We start from the raw sequence: 19471 nt of genomic DNA, 5'->3' as shown, positions 1-19471 counted from the left end.
ATGCTACCTAAAACAATGAAAGCTGCGGTCGCGGCTGCTGGAATCTCGTGTGCTGGAGTGTGTGGTGTGCTTGTTGCGCCAGCCGCTTATGCGGGGGATGCGGCGGACGTTCTTTCCGCGCCGAACGACGTGCATGGTGAGGGTTCTCGCCCGGTTGTCCTTATTCTTCCCGGGCAGTCGGTGGGCACGTTGCCGTACGGGAAAATGAAGTCGAACCTGGAGGCCGGCGGGTATGACGCTCGCGTTCTTGACCTCAAAGGGACCGACGTTATCGCTGATGCTCATCTCATTGGCGACGAGGTTAATCGCGTCCGTGAGGAGAATCCCGATGCAGAAATTTCGTTGGTCGGGCACAGTGCGGGGGGAATTAGTGCCCGTGAGTATCTGAAGCATCAGGAAGGGACCGAGGACATCGCTCGGTATATCGCCATTGGGTCGCCCCAGTATGGGAGTCCGGGCGCGTGTGTGCAGGGTGGCACTGCTAAGGATTTGTGTCCAGGCTCGGACTACATGAACCGGTTGAATGCTGGAGACGATACTCCTGGTCCGACAGAGTATTACGCGATTCGCGGTGAACATGAGTGGGCGGATGGCCGCTTGGATGGCGGTCAATGCAGGATGAAGCCGGTGGCGTCTCCGTCGCCACTAATTAATGGTGGTTTCCACCACTCGATAGAACCGTTGCAGTCTGAGGTTTCAGCCACGGTACTTGCCGCGTTGAATGGCACGTGCACTGGTGAGTTTGTCGACGAGCCGATTGATTCCATCCAGGCGAAGGACACGATTTTCCAGGATGGGCTGTAACCTAGTCGGTCGTTTCACGTGAAACCGGTGCAGATGGGGTGGTGGTGCATGGGTGCACCTAGCACGTGTGTTTACCGCAGTTCTGAATCGACCACGTTCCACGGGATGTAGGCACCGTATTTCCCGGTGTAGTTCTCCAGGTAGCCGACGTTAATTCCGATGACGCGGTTGTAGCGATCGACCATCGCTCCACCCGACGTACCGGGCCTGGAGTTTAGAGGCGAAACGAGGGCTACGGTGTTCGGGCGACCGTTCCAACCCATGAGCGGACGATCGGTCACGCGAGACTCGTTGAAACGCTGCCCGAGTCCGAGGACGTGGACAGGTTCTCCCACGTTGAGTGAGTTGTAGTCACGCTTTTCCCAGCGGCCGTCGACGCGGACAGAGGGGTCAAGGTCGATTTTTACAGCATCGAGACCACGGCTCATTGCCGCGACTCGCCCGATGCGGTGGTTTGATTGGTCGAAAATCTCGGTGCCACGAGTCCAGCGACCGTGCGAGCAGTGTTCTGCGGTGTATCCGATGCGGTCTCCGATCAACGTGATACTGCAGGTTCCGCCGCTACCGGAGCGAATAGTAGCTCCTTGGTGAACGGTGATGGTGCGGTTGTTCGGAGTAGTGAAGACGCCTTTGGTTTTGAAGTCCTTTGAGGCGTCGGGCCACGGGTGATGCGAGTACGTTGGGTGCTCAACGGCGTGAGCTTCATTGGCTGCCATGGGCATACCAACGGCAGCAAGTGTGATTGATAATGCGGCAATAGATGCGCGAAGTAGACGGCGCACTTTCCCCTCAAAAATATGATGTGCAGATTATGTAAATCTGGCGATGTCGGAAGCTGGAGTTTTTCTCGCAGCTAATGAATGAGGATACGCCATAAACGGCGTTTCTGTGAAATGAATGTGAGTGTGATATTTGTCTGTGGGAAAATCGTAGTTTAAAACATCTGCTGCTTTTAATTGGGTAAGAATTTGCCGACGACGCGGTCTAAAGCGCGTACGAGAAGTGCTTCAGATGCGCTGTGAACAGCATGTTTAGAGTTATTGAAAACGTATTATCGAATCTTCTGAATTCAACCGATATTGTTGATTTGGGTAAAACGATTAGGGGATAGGGAGTACTCCATAAACTTAGAGCATTTGATGCATTATCAATGAGTTCACTTTTAACTTCACGCAGAGAATGTAAAACGACATTAAAAAGAAAATATGCGATCTACTAATGCATAATCGGTGAAGCACGTAGCATCTGGACAGTAGCAAGGAGTTTATTCTCAAAGGTTTCACCCCTATTTCACTACTGGAGTCACGCGACATTTTTGAAGTCTAGGGTCATACCCCCGTATGCGGGTAGATATCGCAACTTTTTCTCATTAGCATTTATGATAAGCTCGCCTTAACCAACCTACGTACGCGAGGCGAGCTTCATGGCTGACCAGAATGTCGTCCGTAATAAGCAGCGTGGGCACAAATCGCGCCCTACACCACGAGATCTTCTGATGGCCGTCGCTATCGGTATTGCGGGTAGCGTCGTGACCGTTTCTGTTTCCTATCTCCAGCTTGCCGCCAGCGCAGTTCACGTCTATCTTGTCGCCGCCACCCTAGGATTATGGGCACTCATATGTGTCTTACCCCTTCTCATCGTGAGAGTGCCCGGTGCGAGTGTCGTCGCGTGTCTCGCCATGGGCATCGTCTGTGCCGTCACAACACCCTTCGGTCCCGCTGCCATTGGAACACTGTTGCTAGAGGGCATCATCGTTGAATTGCCATTCTTGGTAACTCGATATCGGCAGTGGTCCGCCGGGCTTTTCACCTTGTCCAGTGTCATTGTCGCGGCATTCCTTGGTTGGTTAGCACCACAAGCCGTCGGGATACAGGGTCCCAGCGCGGGAATGTGCTTGATATGCGCAGTGATCGCAGCGGTCGGTTCAGTGGTGTTTCTGGCCGGTGGCTTCTGGTTGGATCGCAGGCTTGTTGCAGCCGGCGTTGTGGAACGGAGCGCGTAGCGTGTCGGGCAAACGGGTCGCCGTCGATTCTCTAGGTGTTCGGCGGGAAGGGAGAACATCCTGGCGTCCCGAATCTGTCAATCTCACGGTCGATTCCGGTGACCTACGCGTTTTAGCTGGTCCGTGTGGAAGTGGCAAAAGCACAACGGCGAGGGTTTTAACGGGTCTTGCCGCTGCCGATGCTGGGCTTTCATTTCGAGGATCGGCAGTTATTGCTGGTCATGATGCGGTCTCTGAAGGAGAACGAGTATCGTGGCCCGATTTTGTGAGTGCTGTAGGACAAGATCCGGATGCTCAGGTTACGTGCCGAACTGTTGCGGAAGAAGTGGCATCTGGTCTCGAGTTCCGCAGGATCGCATCCCAAGAGATTGAGAAGCGGACTCATGAAGCCCTTGCGAAAGTGGGCCTCTCTTCATTAGCGGCCGAAGAGCCATTTCGACTATCCGGTGGACAAAGACAACGGCTCGCTGTGGCTTGTGCCTTGGCAGCTGCCACGCCTGTCACCGTATTAGACGAACCCGTTGCCAACCTTGATCCCGACGGAGCACAAGACGTTGCTGCGGCAGCAGCAGAATTGCGATCTAATCATGCAGCGGTCTTAGTCATTGATCACGGTTCGGCGGCATTCCAGGATGGAAAATACCCAGTCACAGTGCTGGCTCGCGATGGTAACACCGCTGGAGAGGGACCTTGGAGCCCTCACATTCCCGTCACCCATACGAATCGCACGCCAGGGGCGGTAGTGGCACGCGTGCAGGGAGCGCATCTGCGAACTGCAGGTAAAACTCGGTTACACGATGCGAGCATTACCCTGAGGGCTGGAGAAATCCATGCGCTCGTCGGCGACAATGGTGCCGGGAAGTCCAGCCTTTTCGGAGTAATTGCGGGCTCCTTCCGTCACAAACCGGTGCCCGACGGCTTAGTGGACTGGGCTTTCCAAAACCCCGAACACCAATTCTCAGCGCTTACTGTCGACGAGGAATTACGACGAGCTAGGCTGCGTGGCGTTGATCAAACCGGTGACGGTAGTTCAAGGTCATTAGATGCTGAAACTCTGGATAATCTCGTATCCGGTTTGATAGCAGAACTCCCGACGGACCAACCCCCACACCAGCTTTCCGGCGGTCAGAAGCGCTTGCTTGGTGTTGCCTGTGCCATGCTGAGCAACCGTCCACTTCTCTTGCTAGACGAGCCCACCGCGCACCTTGATGAGCGGGGACTAGCTGCTCTAGCACGTGCACTCGGAGGGTGGGCCCAAGCCGGTGGCGCAGTTCTATTTACCTGCCACGATGAACGAGTAGTGCGGGCATGGGCAGACCGAGTAACGGTGTTACGCCGCGGAACGTCAGTGTGGGCAGGCGACATAGCTCAATGGCCTGGGATGCAAGACGATGAGTCTGGGAAAGGCTCTATTTCCTCAACTGCGTTATTACCATCATCGACATCTACGTCCTGGTCGGCACACGATGTGCAGGCCGTTCGTGCGATGCCATTCGCGGGGCTTAACCCGCTCACCTGTTTTCCTATTATGGGCGCCCTAATTGCCTTAGCGTTCGTTTTACCTGGTGCGACAGGCCGTCTGTACGCATTGATGGTGTCGATTGGAATTCTCACGATTATCACCCCGCTACGAACAGGCCCGGGGTTACCGCGCCGGGTGGCCGGGGTTGCTCTGCGATGGGCGATTGTCGCGATCGTCACCGTGGTGTTTGGGTTACTGGCACTACGTGGCACCGCCTATTCATCGGGTGGTGGAGAGAGTCCCTGGGAACATGCGGCAAGCCATGGTCTGTTGTTAGGTACGGTGTGTGCCGCGACGTTGGTGGCCGGATGTATCGCGGACGCTACTGACATTGTTAATGCCGCAGCGCAGCGCCTCCGTTTGCCAGCAATGTGGGCTGCGGTTGCCAATTCCGGACTAGCAATTGCTCGTTACCTTAGGCACACAGGTCCGATCGCACGAGACGCGGCTAAGTTGCGCGCAGTTCGTCCAGGCCGTCGATTCCACAATGGATTAGTTCGTTTAATTTCTCCCTTTACAGCGCTATTTCCAATTTTTGTGGATGCTATCCACTTCTCCCGACGTTTGGCCGACACCCTTACGCTGCGTGGACTGGGCCTGTCGCGGCCTCGGACCTATCTTCGGGCTTTTCCTTGGAAAATACGGGACACCATTGTCACCGCTGTATGCATCATCCTTCCCTTAGTCATTGCGGGGCTTCTGCTATGACCGCATATTCAAGCACTAATCACGCTAGCAATTTCAAAAACTTCAGGAGTGGAGGCGAAATGAGTGAGCGCTTCATAGACACACTCATCAAGAGGGCACATGAAGAAACAGAAGGGATAACTTTCCTTGATCCGGCAGGGGAGACGACCTTGACCTATGGTGCACTGTGTCGCACTGCCCAGGAATGGGCGGGGTCGTTGATGAACCGCGGTGTGCGCCAAGGTAGCCATGTCGTTCTTCAAATCGTCGACAATAAAGCCCTTGTACCAGCTTTTTGGGCGGCCTTGTGGATCGGGGCAATTCCCGTTCCGATGCCTCCTGCCCTAAGTCCTGAAGATAATGCAAAGCTAGTTCGGGTTATCGGTCTGCTTGATAACTCCGTTGTACTGAGCGACCATGCCGGCGCGTTTACGCCGGAAATTCAGCAAATCACTATCGACCCCGCATCGTTGTCGCAGGCGGGTAGTGGAGAGGCTTTTCTACCCGACCCGGCTGACGTCTCTGCTGAGGACACGAGGATTATCCAGTTCTCGTCCGGGTCTACAGGGTCGCCCAAGGGAATTATCGTTACAGAATCTGTGATCGTCCGCGGGCTTGAAGCAATTGTTCCTCGTCGTCCTGCCAAGGTGAAAAACTCTATGCTCACCTGGCTTCCGCTCACTCATAATTTGTCCCTCTTAGGCTTCCACGTCTACGCAATCCTCCAGAACTATTCACAGGTACTGATGCCTACGGCTAGCTTTGTTGCTAATCCCCTTTCCTGGTTGCGTGCGATAAATAACTACCGGCCGACTGTTACAGCGTGCGTAAACTTTGCGTTCCGACACTTGCTCCGATACATCACGACGCATCAGAGTGAATTAGAGGGAATTGACTTATCGAGCGTGCACAAGATTCTTTGCGGATCAGAACCCATTGATCCAGAACTAGCCACTAAAGTTCAATCCGAGTTGCACAAATATGGATTACGGCCTAACGCAATTAATGCTGGTTATGGTCTTTCAGAAGCGTGCCTTCTTGTATCCGTATCGGATATTTACGAGCCACTTCACGTGATCTACCTCAATAGATCTGAGCTTCTTCCGGGGAATAAGTTAGCCGAAGTTGGACCGACTGATGGTTCTCCATTCGTTTCCGTGGGACATGAAGCTCCGGGTATTACTGTGTCCATTCGTGACGATGAAGGACAAGACCTCGGCAACGAGGTTATTGGTGAGATCTATATCTCGGGACCTTCAGTAACTAGCAAAGTCCTAACGGACAATGGGGTGCAGGATCAACCTTTCACCAATGATGGCGCACTCGCTACAGGTGATATCGGAGTTCTCCATAAGGATGAGCTTTATGTCGTTGGTCGACGGAAAGACATCATCTTTATAGGTGGTAAAAACTATTATTCGAATGACTTGGAATCTTTGCTTGAAAAGAATACCGGTATTCAATGCGCGGTCTTAGGTGCAATGGATCCTAAAACCAAGACCGAGGCAGTTTATGTCTTTGGTGTGCGTCAGGAAGGACTTGCTGAGAAGGCTGGCACAGCACGTCTGAAACAGACTGCTATGCAACAGTTGGCAATACCCATTCATCATGTCGCCTGGGTGGACAAACTTCCTACCACCCCAAATGGGAAGATCTGCCGACACAGGTTGGAGGCGACAATCTAGATGTCTTCGCCCCAAAGTACTCTTTCCCCGGAACAGATCCGTGCCAATGTCGTGGCAGTGATTGAGAATTACTGTGGTTTTGCTCCGCTGAACTCGTCGGCCCCACTCCGGGAAACCATTGTACATTCGCTGACGTTTCTTCAAGTCATCATGGATATAGAAGAACGTTGTAAGCGGTCCTTGGATTACTCGTCATTCGACGTGAATACGAGCTTGGATGAACTTATTGACATAGTCGTATCTGCTAAGGCGCTCAATTCACCGGAATCTCAAAGTCCACCCGAAACTCAACAAACTCTTGAGGAAGGGATCCCCCTCAACCCTATGCAGATTGCATACCTCATGGGGGATGACCCTGATTTAGAACTTGGTGGACAAGCAACCTTAATCTATCTCGAGACTCATCATTCGCAGCCGTCTTCTGAAGTGTACAAAGCAGTGTCCGATGTTCTGAGTCGACATGACATTTTTCGATACCGGCCCGACATTATGACCGGCACACTTCAGCCTGATCCGTCATTTGGACCAAAGATGACCACGGACCAGGACGCTCCGGATCTTGACCGCGAATCAATGATCGCTGAAGGAGCGAAAGCGCACCATAGTAATCACCTTGTGCATGTCCACGTCGTTGCTGAACCTGATGGTGGAACCAAGGTCCAGTGGGTATTAGCAATGGTTGTTGTTGATGCGGGCTCGCTCTACGTCATCCTTGATGAGCTTGCTGAGCGCCTCGCTGGTCACACCCTACCGACCCCACCACGGGCGAAGGATGCTGCGTCCCGACTTGCCACGCGATGGTCATCCGAGGACCGCGCCGTGGCACGCACCTACTGGAGGGATGTTGCTCATCATTTACCCCAGCGTCCTGAGTTTCCGGTATGCGTTACTGGAGATCATCCGTGGCGCACCAAACGGTTATCCACGCTTTTTAGCCCGGATGTTGTGACTACGGCTGAACAACGTGCTAGGCAGTACGGCATCACACTGAATGCTCTCTTACTTGCCCTCCACACAGGAGTTCTTTGTCGGTGGTTATCGGTGCCGGATGTGACTTTTAACGTCACCGTAACAGATCGGCCTTTTGCCGGGGGCCCACAGGGCGCCGGCGTGGGCGATTACACGTCTTCAATTCTCGTTGGTGCCTTTCCGTCCCGAAATCAGTCATTGGAAGAATGCGCACGACAGATTGACCACGCTATGACTGAGGGACTCCGCTACCGGGCGATGAGTGGGGTTGAAGTTCTACAAGAATTTTTCAAAGAAGGTAAAAGTGACGGAAAAGCAACAGCTCCTTTCGTATTCACGAGTTACCTAGGCGCCAACGGCGGTGCTGGTCAGTCGGTTTCTAATCCATTCGATATTGACAATATTTATACCCATACATCTCAGGTATGCCTCGATATTCAGCTGATGCCCAGCGACAAAGGGCTTCTCCTCTCGTGGGATTACGTTCCGGAATACTGGCCATCCATCAATGCCATGTTTTCCTGTGTGACGGATGCTTTTCACGCCGTCATCAATGGTGATGAAACCTGGCCTATAGTAGATGAACAAACGACTAAGAAAATTCAGGACTTTAACAATACAGGTCCTTCGCCATGGGAAAGAAGGACCTTGATTGATCTCGTTCGAGAGAATAGTGAAGCGCATCCAGATGCTGTTGCAATTCGAGATATCGACGAGACAATGTCCTACCAGCAGCTATGGGATAATGCCGGCAAAGTGGCTAATTACCTCCAACGAGAAGGGTGCTCAAAGGGAAACCTTGTAGCAGTCGAATACTCCCGTCGTCCTGCAGATATCGTAGCGATGGTAGGAGCACTGCGTGCTGGGGCCGCGTGGGTACCTATCGATAGCCAGTTACCTGATCGTCGCAAGGAATCTATTCTTCGTCGGAGTAATGCGGTAACAGTTTTATGTTCGTCGGTTGAAGAAACCTGGCGATCTTTGCCTGCAAATCCGAAAGAGGTAGTCCTCGATCCAGATGACCTCGCCTATGTCATATTCACTTCAGGGACAACAGGAGAGCCCAAGGGAGTAGAAATTACCCACCGTGGTGTTGTGGGAACTATTGGAGATATTTCCGAACGCTTTGAGGTTAACCAGACAGATCGATTAATCGCGTTATCATCCTATGGTTTCGACTTGTCGGTGTACGACATATTCGGAGCTTTTGCCACAGGTGCTTCGGTGTCTTTGGTACGCGATGAAAGGGATGCTGACGAAATCATCGAAGTCCTCCGCAACGATAAAACAACCATGTGGAACACGGCACCAGCCTTATTGGAACTTCTCTTCTTGAGAATTGCGGCAAACAACGTTTTTCCCGATATGAGAGTAGTGATGCTCAGTGGTGATCGGATTCCCGCTACTTTAGTGGCTCGGGCACGGGGTGTATTCCCAAACGCTCGAATCATCAGCCTAGGTGGCGCCACAGAAGCAAGCATTTGGTCCATTTGCATAGAAGTCGATGAGAATAGCTTCGACGAAACAATTCCTTACGGATACCCTCTCAGAGGACAACGTGTTCACGTCCTTGGTCCTGATCGGCGCCCTTGTCCTTTAGGAGTTCCGGGAGATATATGGATTTCCGGAAATGGACTAGCCCGAGGATACATCGGCGATCTTAAGCGGACTGCCGCGGCATTTGTAGAGTTACCGAATATCGGTCGTAGTTACGATACAGGTGACCGGGGTGTGATGGGGGATAGCGGTTATGTTGAGTTTCTTGGCCGGAGGGACCGCCAAGTTAAGGTAGCCGGTCACCGAATCGAATTGGGAGAAATCGAGGCCACAGTGACGCAGGTCGCTGGCGTTACTCGGGCTGTGGCTGGTGTATTTTCCACTCGCCAAGACACTCGGGCGCTTTATTGTGTGGTAGTTCAAAGCACGACCGGAAATGGCGAGATGCTTGCGGATGCTGTACGTACTCGTCTCCGTCAGAGTTTGCCAACATACATGGTGCCGACAGTTATTGAAGTACGTACAGAGCTCCCCGTAACGAGCAACGGCAAAGTAGATTACCGACGGCTTGAACAGCAAGTTAAAGAAGGCCAAGTCAGTAGCGGAGACGCTTTGCTGGGCGCGAAATCCAACCGTGATGAACCGATTCCTGAGATTCTTCGTGAAATTTGGGCTGACTCACTCGGAGGCGGATCAGAATCTGAATCTTTGGGCTTTTTTGAAGCTGGCGGCGATTCCCTAGGCTTCCAACGAATGCTGAGGAAAGTAGAGGAAGGAACTGGAATTCGTCCTCGTTTCCGAGACATTATCGTCGAACCTACTCTGCCTACCCTTGCAAAAGTAGTGGCCAAAGGGACCAAAGTACCCAGCCAGCGCATTGACGAACACCGTGAGGATTTGGATGAAATAGGTCCGAATGATCCGTTCCCTCTCACAGAAATGCAGCAGGCCTACCTCATCGGACGCCGTGCTGGATTCCAATACAGTGGAATGGGCGAGCACTACTATCTAGAAAGCGTCACCGACGTTGACCTTGCGTGTCTCGAAGCTGCCCTTAACAAGGTAATACGAGCTCATCCTATGCTCCGCGCAGTAATGGTGGGAGATGACCGGCAGCGTGTTCTCGCAGATGTTGATTACTACAACATCCCGGTGACAGATCTTCGGCACGCGACAGAAGACCAAATTGAGGAACAAATTAGCCGACATCGCGCGCGGTTAAGCCACGAAGTGTTCGATCCTCAACAATGGCCACTTTTCCGACTCGAAGCGTTGCTGTTACCGGACGACCACGCGCGTCTCTTTTTCTCCATTGATTTAATGATCGGTGACGGCGCAAGTCAACAAATCTTTATCGAAGATCTCGGTCGTGCATACCGAGGAGAACCTCTTGTTGAACAAAACGGAACGTTCCAGGAATATGCAATAGAGTTACAAAAGAGAAATCTGACGACTACTCCACAGCGGTTATTAGGGTCTGAAGAATATAACAAGGTGATATCGACATTCCCTGCGGGATCTACCCTTGTGCTCTCCGAGCCGGTTGACGAGGACCCGTCGATGGAGCGGTTAAGTCGCCGTTTTAATGCTTCTGAAGTACATCGATTGCAGGTTACTGCAGCACAGCTGGGATGTTCTCTGTCGGCGCTCTTTCTAGCCGCTTACGCTGCAGCATTGACGAGTTTTAGCCGAGGGAACAGAGTCGGGCTAAACATCACCACATACAATCGTGATCCTGAGATCGGGGCTCACCACAATGTTATCGGGGATTTCACCGGTGTTGTGTTACTTCCGTTCGAGAATGCTGATATCGCTGACTTGGCTGATACCGCACGGGAAGCGCAAAACGCTCTCCTGACCCATCTTACGGCGCGTTACCCGGGTACACAGGTGCTCGCAGAAATAGCCCGTCAGAAGAAGTCCTTCGGGAGTGCGGTCGCTCCGTTCGTGTTTACATCGCTGCTGTTTGACTCAGATGTCAGTTCAGCTTTACCCCACAGCTCAGAAAGCATTGTAAAGAGTACTTCTAGCGGTGGATTTAGTGCAGATCGACGGATCGAGTCGGATCGTAACGTGTTGGGAACTGTGGAATGGGCCGTATCCCAAACACCGCAAGTACTTATCGATAACCAAGTCATTGCAGTAGGCAACGAGATCTCCTTGGCGTGGGACTACCGTTCCGGAGCTCTCGATAAACAGCTCGTAGAGGACGTTTTTGACGTCTACTGCCGCACTATTGATAGCTGTATTACGGGTCAGCCCGACGTAGCGAGACTTGAAAAAACGCAGGCAAGTCGACTGCGGTGCCTTCTTTCTGGTTCGGCATCAAACACGTCGGGTGCTTCGAATAAGGACCCAGTCGCCGGGCAGCCTTCTGCCACTGCTCTTCGACGGGTCAGTGAGGCACTACAAAGCTTTGGTATAAGTTGCGACAGTATCGACGACAACCTGTTTGAGCACGGGATAGATTCCTTGAGTTTTGTCTCCCTCGTGCAGCGTATTGAAGAAATCGCTGGGCACGATATTGCACTTGCCGATGCCCTAGACACCCCGACGCAGCGTGGTTTAGCTGCTCTAGTTCATGAAACCGATCTTCTGCAGCCCCACCGACGGTGCCTCAGTCTCCTACGGAAGGGCGACCCGACCAAAGTACTTTTGTTTGTTCACGGTGGCTTTGGAACCGTGGATATTTACCAACAGCTAGCCCGGTCGATACCCGGAAATTACGAAATATGGGGACTAAGTTTTGCCGAGCATTTCGCGGTATATCCCCAACACCTGTCCATTGAAGAATTAGCGGCGGACTATGTGGCAGCTATTCGCGACAGAATCAGTCCACATTCGAGTGTTGCCGTGGCGGGCTGGAGCGTTGGCGGAACCCTTGCCGTTGAACTTTCCCATCAGCTGGGTGATCGGTGCCAGGCACTTGTTTTACTCGACAGCCTGGCCCCGGGCCCCATAGTTGATGTCGGTGATTTCACCGAGCACTCTGAGCGAAAGCTTCTCGAAAGCATACCGGAATTCGGGATCCCGGCAGAGAAACCTATCTCTGATGGTGTTGAAGGACTATGGATCGAAGCTCAGTGCGCCATTGAGAATGTCCACAATTCGGAAGCCATACGGGAATTAGCCCGCTCACTCTCTCCGACACTTCTTGAAGATCTCGGTATGAGTGGAGATCGGGTGACCTTAACAGACCTGAACACCCTACGAACCTTGGTAGCTGCGCGTAACGCTTATCAGCCTCGTAGTTACCGATATGACGAGGCCTTGCTCGTCCTCCCCGATGATGGAGAGGCAGAAAACAGCAGGAATTGGTCCAAATATGGCGTCAAAAGCGTGCGCAGTGCCGAGGTTATTGGAAACCACTATTCATTCGTGATGGAGCAGCAAGCGTCGGCAACGGGTCAAATAATTGCTTCTTATATTGAAGGGAGGGGGATGTAAATGTCTTCCCCTAACAAACCAAACTCCCAGGGGCGGCTACCAGTTATTGTTATTGGTGGCACCGGAGTCACAGGCCGTATGGTGAGAAGAATTCTTAAGCGATACGGCATCGAATCGCATTACACCTCGCGTAAAGGTGGACCGGAAGCTGAGCACCATGTGCTCGAATTGAACGATAGTGATTCAGATTTTTCGGAAGCTGTTCGATTACTAAGTGGTTTCACGTGGGCTGTTATCTGTGTAGGGCCCTTTGAAGCTGTTGAAGATACTTTCCATCAGGCATGTCTTTCGGCTGGCACGAACATCGTCGACGTTAATGACTACCGCGAACTGGCAATTCAGCTGCGTCAGGAACAAAGTCAGGCTGAAGATAGAGAAGTCCGTGTACTTACCGGCTGGGGACTGAGTCCAGGAATGAGTACAGCGGTGGTGCTCCGCCTTGCAAAGCAGTGGCCCGTATCCATCGCTGATACAGACGTGACTACCGAACTATCCATAGGTCGTGGGCAAGAAAGTGGTGCCGCGGCCGTGAGGTCGATGTTCCGAACGTTGCGTTCGCCGCATATTGCAGTACGCGAAGGAAAATTGATTGAAAGGTCGCGTCCTCATCCCTCCGACGATGGCTACATTGCTTATGAGACGCCGGACGTTCATTACATTCCTTTGGTACTTAAGACGATCCGGAGTTATGAATATCGCGTTCGGTTTGCTGCACTGACAGCCAGCGATGTTCGCATGTTAAGTAAGCGCCGAATATTCACCTCCCAGCGATGGGAAGAGCGTCTGGCTTCCTTCTTCGCCCGGATGGCTTCGAAGAAAGCTCGTAAAGCTGAAGCTGGCGCCCAGGAGGATAGATCGGCCGTATTAACCACCACTTTTTATGGGGAGGACCAGAAATTGGTGGCGCGATTGGTGGGCCTAGGGCCGTACGCCTTAACCGCAGCATTCGCTGCAACTGCAGTTGCAGAAGCGATGTCTCGAGATCTTTCCCCTGGAGTGATCGATCCGGTAACTGATCCCGAATTTACCGATCGCGTATTAGCGCGAGTCCTCGCCGGTGAAGAGGTGAGGAGCTTCAATGTCGATCGAGAAAGATAACAACATGGCTAGTGAAAAAATAGGCTCCCAGACGGCGATCGACGTGGCGGACCTTCATAAATCTTTCGCTAAGGGCAAAAAAGCGGAAGACGAGGTTCGGGTTCTTGATGGCGTGAGCTTTACAGTGCCGTCCGGATCAATCGTGGCTTTCCTTGGGCACAATGGCGCCGGCAAAACTACGTTGGTTCGAATCTTATCGACGCTTATTACGAAGGATTCCGGCATAGTTACGGTCTTCGGTAATGATGTTGAAAAAAGTATTGATGCCGTTCGGCAATGTATTGCGACGACCGGCCAGTATGCCGCGGTAGATGAGCATCTGACCGGAAAAGAGAACCTCGTTTTCTTCGGACGATTACGTGGTTTGAATAAGAAGTCTGCCACCCAGCGGGCCGCTGAGCTGCTGGATCAATTTGATCTGACTGATGCAGGTGGGCGAACGGTGTCCACTTATTCGGGTGGCATGCGCCGTCGCCTGGACATTGCTATATCCCTGGTCGTGGTTCCGCAGCTCCTCTTCCTTGATGAGCCCACTACGGGACTGGACCCGGTAAGTCGCAAGCAATTATGGCAATTGATTCATACGTTGCGTGACAACGGAATGACAGTTGTTCTGACAACGCAGTATCTGGAAGAAGCCGAAGAACTTGCCGACACCATATATTTGCTTCATCAACACCAGATCGTCGCTAGTGGATCTCCTTCTGAGATGCGACGGAGCATAGGTGGCGAAACGGCAGTCGTTGAGTTTAGTAGCGAGGATGAAGCGTCTCGTTTCGCCTCGACCTTATCTGACAAAGCAAATGTGTCGGGGCGGACGGTACAGCTGCTCGTTGAAGACACCTCCCAGGTACTCGTCCGTATTAGTGAGGCTTTGGAAGATGCTGGTTTAACCGCCACGTCGATCTCTGTTGCTCCGCCGACGCTTGACGACGTGTTCTTCCGGTTGGGTACAACCCACCCTGGGGAGGGAGAACAATGAGTCGATTATCGGGAACCGTTGCTTCATTCGTTGGCCGAGATTTGACCCTCCTCCGCCGCAATACGGCGTCGCTTATCTCAATGTTTGTTGTCCCGCCCTTGTTCTTGGTTTGCTTGTGGGCCGTATTCGGTTATGCGGCAGAGCATAGTTCGATGGATTTCGATTACGTCACCTTTGCTCTAGCTGGATGTTTGTTCCAAGCCGCGATGTTTACCGCTGCAGCCTCGTCGATGGTGGTGGCACATGATGCGTCAGAGGGTTTCATTGATCGCATCCGGATTCTTCCTGGATCGACGCTGGGATTCATCGTTGGGCGCGCGGTGACGGACGTCGTGCGTATGGCTGGATCAACCGTCACGCTTTTGCTTGTGGCCGCTCTGTTGGGTTCGGATCCGTGGGCTTTGCCCTTGGGTTGGCTGAGTCTTTGGCTCCTCGTCACGACTATCGCTTTGACTCTCTTTGCCAATGGGCTCGTTCTCGCGAGTAATAACCCCATTGAAGCAGCGGGGAGTATTCAGTCTTTAGAAATGCTGTTGTTGATGTTTTCGACCGCATTTATTCCTCAATGGGCTTTAACTTCTCATTTGAAGAATGTCGTCGCCCATATGCCTTTTTCTCCCATTATCGAAGTATTTCGTGATCCCAATCTTTCGGATATATCGGCCACTGGGGTATGGGAGGCGGCCTTGTGGATCGTCGTCGCAGCAGCCCTGGGCAGCGTCGTTATTGCGATACGACTTGTCGGAAGGAGAAAGGCATGATCGCCATTACTAATCCTGCAGTAAGCTCTGGCCCTTCGTTATTTGTTCGCTCTCTCGGAGTCCACGTCACTCGCCTTATGCGAATCTGGTCTCGAGAGCCCTCGAGCTTGACCATGGTGATTATTGCCCCGCTGGCTTACCTATTCATCATGGTGAAATTGTTCGGTGCCTTAGCGGAATCGTTAACTGGCCACTTCGACGCCAATGCCGGGGTAATTCTTGTGGTTTTTTCGTGGGCGTTCATTTTGGCTGTCACTGGCACAGGTCAGGTTTATGAAGAGCGGCTTCATGGTTTTCACGACCGCCTTCAGACAATGCCGTCTCGATATGTAGTTGTGTTGCTGGCTCGTGCCATAGCCGAATTTCTCCGGATCTTCGTTATGTGCATTGTGGTGACTGCCGTTGCCGATTTGTTTACTTCATCGTCGGTCTTCGCCGATGCACCGCTACGAGCGGTCCTTGTCTTCGTACTGGTGTCGTTGGCTGGGGGAACGTTTGGAACCCACGTCGGTTTTTCCATCACTTCTCCGCAAGGGTCTGTGGTCTTCATGCCCTTAATTATGGTAATGATGTTCAGTAACACGGCTTTGTTACCAGCCTCGATGTATCGATCCGGTTTGGCCGCTATTGCCCGCAACGCACCAATCACGGCCGCATCCCAGGCTTTAGCGGGCGACGCGATACTCCCCATCGTGCTGTGGTGCGGAGGAATTATCGTCGTCTGTTTAGCCGGGTTAGTAGTTCTGTCTCGACGACGTCAACAAGGGGTGATGGGGGCATGAGTTCTGTTGCTCAGCGTATTGGTGGCCTGAAGGTGTACTTAGCCGCCTATGAGAACCTGATCTACCCTCGCTTTCTCCGCAAATATGGTGGCCGGAAACTTAGTCAAGACGACGTTTGGGGTGTGCTGAGTAGTTCTACACAGTTGCCTACTGATGCTGGCCCCATTCTCGACCTCGGATGTGGCACAGGTTGGTTCTCCCGACGGATTGTCGATCATCACGGGTCGACTGGCCCCGCCGTTGTAGGAGTTGACCAGTCGAAACGCGCAATTGACCGTGCGAAGGAATTGCAGAAGCAAGCCGGTATTCCCCCGGAGCGCTTGCACTTCGTTGTGGAGGATATTGAAAAATCCAACCTCGCTGTACCGGATTTAGGGTTCCCGGGCCATGAGCTCGCCAGCGAGGTGTGGTTATGCGGTTGCTTGCATCAACTCTACCGGCCCGAGGATATGCTTCGCCGGATTCGTGGGTTGCTCGTCCCCGGCGGAAGGCTGTGTATCCAAACGTTGGAGGAACCTCCAGATCACAACCAGCGCGTCGACGTTGCGGTGATGCGGAAGATGGGCCAGAAGATATTTCGTCCCGATGAGGTCTCAAAAATTCTTTCTCTCACCGGTTATGACGTGGTCCGGATGGAAACAATTGGTTTTATCAAGCTAGTGGTGGCCACTAATGGGGCTTCCCAATCAGAAAGGAAAGATAATGAGTGAAAACTACGATGGAAATGGTTCCCAGAACGTTGATTTTTCGGCGTTACATGAGGATTCGCGGACTGAAGAAATCCGCCGGCCAGTTCCGCAAGATCAACAGGATTCTCCTGAGAACACGCCCGAGGACATCCCAGAGCCTGCATCTGAGGAAAGACCTCTGCTCTCTCGAGGCCTCGGTAGAGCGATAGGTGCTGGTGCCGTGATGGTGGGCATTTCTGCCCTGGTTATGGCGGGTGCGTCGGTGCATTACGTGACACACCGATCGGATAATGCGGACGTCGTGGCTGTCTCAGATGAGGGCGATGGAAATGGGACTTCGGTGAAAGCAGTAAAGCGAGTTCCGGCTAGTTCTGTTAAAGCTGGGAAGAAATCCACGCATTCGACGTCTGGTAAAGGCGCGGTTGCTGGTGGCAGTGGTGGAAGCGTTGCTGCCGGTGGAGAAAAGAATGATGGAAAATCGGGGTCGTCGTCTGGATCTGGAGGATCATCCTCAGGTGGAGGCCAAGCTCAAGAAGAAGGAGATTCTTCCCAGCCTGGCGATAGTGGTGATCAGGGCGGGTCAGATGATTCTGCGGACGCTTCCGGTCCAGAGTGGGTTGATGGTGTTTTGGTTCTCCGCATGGCGGAACCCACCGTGGATGACTTTGCCGCTCAGTTCACCTACCTCATAGACCCAAATACTTCTGACGCAGGGATTAAAGCGAATATGGACGCCGGTGTGGCCACAGTTCCTGCTGGCCGGCTGCTACAAAAGTCGGTTCAGATGAATCGTACTAACAACTGGCAGTGGTCCTTCCGCGGTCCAGTGACTATTGACGGCGATATAGCGACGGTTCACTTTGTGAACTCTGCTAATGGGTGGCCCGAAACTGACAAGGAATTGGTGTTCAAGAAGGTTGACGGCAACTGGAAGTACTCGCGTGAGACAATCTGCTCCTACTTGGCTGCCAGTGGTGGAGCCGCCCGGTGCAAGGGTTAGCCATGATTGACGTTCAGCGAATATCGAAAAGTTACGGTTCGAAATCGGTTGTCCGAGGCATGAGCGTGCGCCTCCGCGACGGCGAAGTGACCTGCTTGTTGGGCCCCAATGGTGCCGGAAAGTCGACACTATTATCTGCGATGGCTGGGTTAATCCCGGTGGATTCGGGCAGAATCTTGGTCGATGGTGCCCCGCTTCGAGCATCACATAATCCACTGCGGTCAGTATCGTCGGTTCTTGATCGGGATGCCGTACACCCCGCACGTACCGCCCGTGCTCATCTTCGCTGGGTAGCGCGATGCTGCGGGATGCCCGTAGAGCGTGCCGATGCGCTTTTGTCCCTTGTGGGGTTGCAGGATGTGGCGGGGAAACGAGCAGATTCGTTTTCTTTGGGTATGCGTCAGCGTCTGGCTGTAGCAGCTGCCCTCATGCCAGATGCGCAGAATCTTCTTCTTGATGAGCCGATTAATGGGCTGGATGTGGACGGCATTATGTGGATGCGTGAGCTTTTTGCCCATCTGGCCTCTATGGGCCGCTGTGTAGTTGTGTCCAGTCACTTGTTAAGTGAGGTGGAGAAGGTAGCTGATCGGGTACTCATCATCGGTGGGGGACAGGTATTAGCTGATGGCGGAGTTCAGGACTTGAACAGTGAATATGGGGATCTGGAGAAGGCTTATGTGGCGCTCACTCGGAGTGCTGTGAAGTACGGTAAGGTGGCGAGCTCATGTTTCTGATGGCCAAGAGACAGTGTCAAGCAGAGTGGTCGAAGTTGGCTTCCTTGCGTTCTACGTGGGTTATTCTTCCGCTGGCCGTTGTGGTGGGTATTGCGGCGTCATTGGTGATGTGTGCAGAGGCCGTTATTGCCCGGGAGATTTTGGGTGGCGGTGTTCGTCAATGGGAGCCGATTCAGATAGCCCATTGGATTCGCATGATGATCTGTACGTTGTTTTCCTTATGGGCTGTCGGTTCCGTGACGGGCGAATATCGGGTTAGTACAATGCCTCTGAGCTATCGTGCATGCCAGCGTCCAGGCCTGTTGTTGGGCGCGAAATGGCTGTTCACTGGCGTTATCGCTGCTGTGCTTACTGGTGTGACAGTGGTGATATCTATAGCTGCCGATAAAGTGGCTTTTCCCTCTGTGACAGAGAGCTGGAGCTTCAGCAGTTCCGACGTTGTACATCTTATGTGGAGCCTACCGGCATACAGCTTCCTTGTTTGTGGCTTGGGAGTGGGTGTAGGTGCGCTATTTCGTACTGCGTCCGCGTCGGTGGGACTGTTGTTATTGTGGCAGTTCGTTTTAGAGCCCTTCAGTGTGGTTTTGCCCAATGGTGGCAAGGTTTTCGCGTTCTTGCCCTTCAGCAATGGGTCCGTCTTCATTGGTGAGGAGACGCAGTTCCCGTTGCCGATAGAAGGCTGGCAAATGGCAGGAGTCCTCTTTGCTGTGTGGGTGGTCGCTGCGTGCGCCGGGGGCTGGTATCGAGTTGTAAAGCGATACGCATAACCGCTGGTCTATTAGGCTGTAGGTGGTGCATGCAGGTCGTCGATA

At 52.9% G+C, this 19471-nt stretch carries 14 protein-coding genes; 13 read left to right on the top strand and 1 reads right to left on the bottom strand.

Annotated features, from left to right (window positions below):
- Window positions 1–804 carry an esterase/lipase family protein gene (locus tag ACWORE_RS09040; RefSeq protein WP_455303594.1) on the top strand — a complete coding sequence of 268 codons (804 nt, stop codon included), beginning with the start codon at window positions 1–3 and terminating at the stop codon, window positions 802–804.
- A gap of 71 nt (window positions 805–875) precedes the next feature.
- Here ACWORE_RS09040 and ACWORE_RS09035 read toward each other — a convergent pair whose 3' ends face one another.
- Window positions 876–1586 carry a serine protease family protein gene (locus ACWORE_RS09035; RefSeq protein WP_406605248.1) on the bottom strand — a complete coding sequence of 237 codons (711 nt, stop codon included), beginning with the start codon at window positions 1584–1586 and terminating at the stop codon, window positions 876–878.
- 641 nt (window positions 1587–2227) lie between these two features.
- Between ACWORE_RS09035 and ACWORE_RS09030 the strand changes: the two genes are divergently transcribed.
- Genes ACWORE_RS09030 through ACWORE_RS08975 form a run of 12 tightly spaced genes read left to right on the top strand, consistent with a single transcriptional unit; the run spans window position 2228 to window position 19426 of the window.
- Window positions 2228–2806 carry an ECF transporter S component gene (locus ACWORE_RS09030; RefSeq protein ID WP_296138735.1) on the top strand — a complete coding sequence of 193 codons (579 nt, stop codon included), beginning with the start codon at window positions 2228–2230 and terminating at the stop codon, window positions 2804–2806.
- A 1-nt stretch (window position 2807) separates the two neighbouring features.
- On the top strand, window positions 2808–5036 hold the full coding sequence (locus ACWORE_RS09025; RefSeq protein WP_455303593.1) for an ATP-binding cassette domain-containing protein: 2229 nt from the start codon (window positions 2808–2810) through the stop codon (window positions 5034–5036).
- Entirely contained in the window at window positions 4994–6700 is a 1707-nt protein-coding gene (locus ACWORE_RS09020) for an AMP-binding protein (protein WP_455303592.1), read from the top strand. The genes ACWORE_RS09025 and ACWORE_RS09020 overlap by 43 nt, the downstream gene beginning before the upstream one ends.
- The gene (locus ACWORE_RS09015; RefSeq protein ID WP_455303591.1) at window positions 6701–12613 is read left to right on the top strand and encodes an amino acid adenylation domain-containing protein; all 5913 of its coding nucleotides are present in this window, start codon (window positions 6701–6703) and stop codon (window positions 12611–12613) included.
- Window positions 12614–13711 (top strand): saccharopine dehydrogenase family protein, encoded by a 1098-nt coding sequence (locus ACWORE_RS09010; RefSeq protein WP_406605244.1) that lies wholly within the window; start codon window positions 12614–12616, stop codon window positions 13709–13711.
- Entirely contained in the window at window positions 13692–14693 is a 1002-nt protein-coding gene (locus tag ACWORE_RS09005; protein ID WP_296138721.1) for an ATP-binding cassette domain-containing protein, read from the top strand. The genes ACWORE_RS09010 and ACWORE_RS09005 overlap by 20 nt, the downstream gene beginning before the upstream one ends.
- Window positions 14690–15454 carry an ABC transporter permease gene (locus ACWORE_RS09000; RefSeq protein ID WP_455303590.1) on the top strand — a complete coding sequence of 255 codons (765 nt, stop codon included), beginning with the start codon at window positions 14690–14692 and terminating at the stop codon, window positions 15452–15454. Before ACWORE_RS09005 ends, ACWORE_RS09000 begins: the two co-directional genes overlap by 4 nt.
- On the top strand, window positions 15451–16236 hold the full coding sequence (locus ACWORE_RS08995; RefSeq protein ID WP_455303589.1) for an ABC transporter permease: 786 nt from the start codon (window positions 15451–15453) through the stop codon (window positions 16234–16236). The genes ACWORE_RS09000 and ACWORE_RS08995 overlap by 4 nt, the downstream gene beginning before the upstream one ends.
- A complete protein-coding gene (locus tag ACWORE_RS08990) occupies window positions 16233–16946 on the top strand; it encodes a class I SAM-dependent methyltransferase (protein ID WP_406605240.1) in 714 nt (237 codons plus the stop codon). The genes ACWORE_RS08995 and ACWORE_RS08990 overlap by 4 nt, the downstream gene beginning before the upstream one ends.
- Window positions 16939–17925, top strand: coding sequence for a hypothetical protein (locus ACWORE_RS08985; RefSeq protein ID WP_296138710.1), 987 nt, complete (start codon window positions 16939–16941; stop codon window positions 17923–17925). The genes ACWORE_RS08990 and ACWORE_RS08985 overlap by 8 nt, the downstream gene beginning before the upstream one ends.
- A 2-nt stretch (window positions 17926–17927) precedes the next feature.
- Window positions 17928–18659, top strand: coding sequence for an ABC transporter ATP-binding protein (locus tag ACWORE_RS08980; RefSeq protein ID WP_406605238.1), 732 nt, complete (start codon window positions 17928–17930; stop codon window positions 18657–18659).
- Complete coding sequence (locus ACWORE_RS08975) at window positions 18650–19426, top strand: hypothetical protein (RefSeq protein ID WP_455303588.1); 777 nt, start codon at window positions 18650–18652, stop codon at window positions 19424–19426. The genes ACWORE_RS08980 and ACWORE_RS08975 overlap by 10 nt, the downstream gene beginning before the upstream one ends.
- Window positions 19427–19471: the final 45 nt, after the last annotated feature.

The organism is Corynebacterium sp. c7Ub_26 (assembly GCF_053760365.1).
Note: the sequence above shows the minus strand (reverse complement) of the source record. Positions and strands in the feature narration are given on the sequence as shown.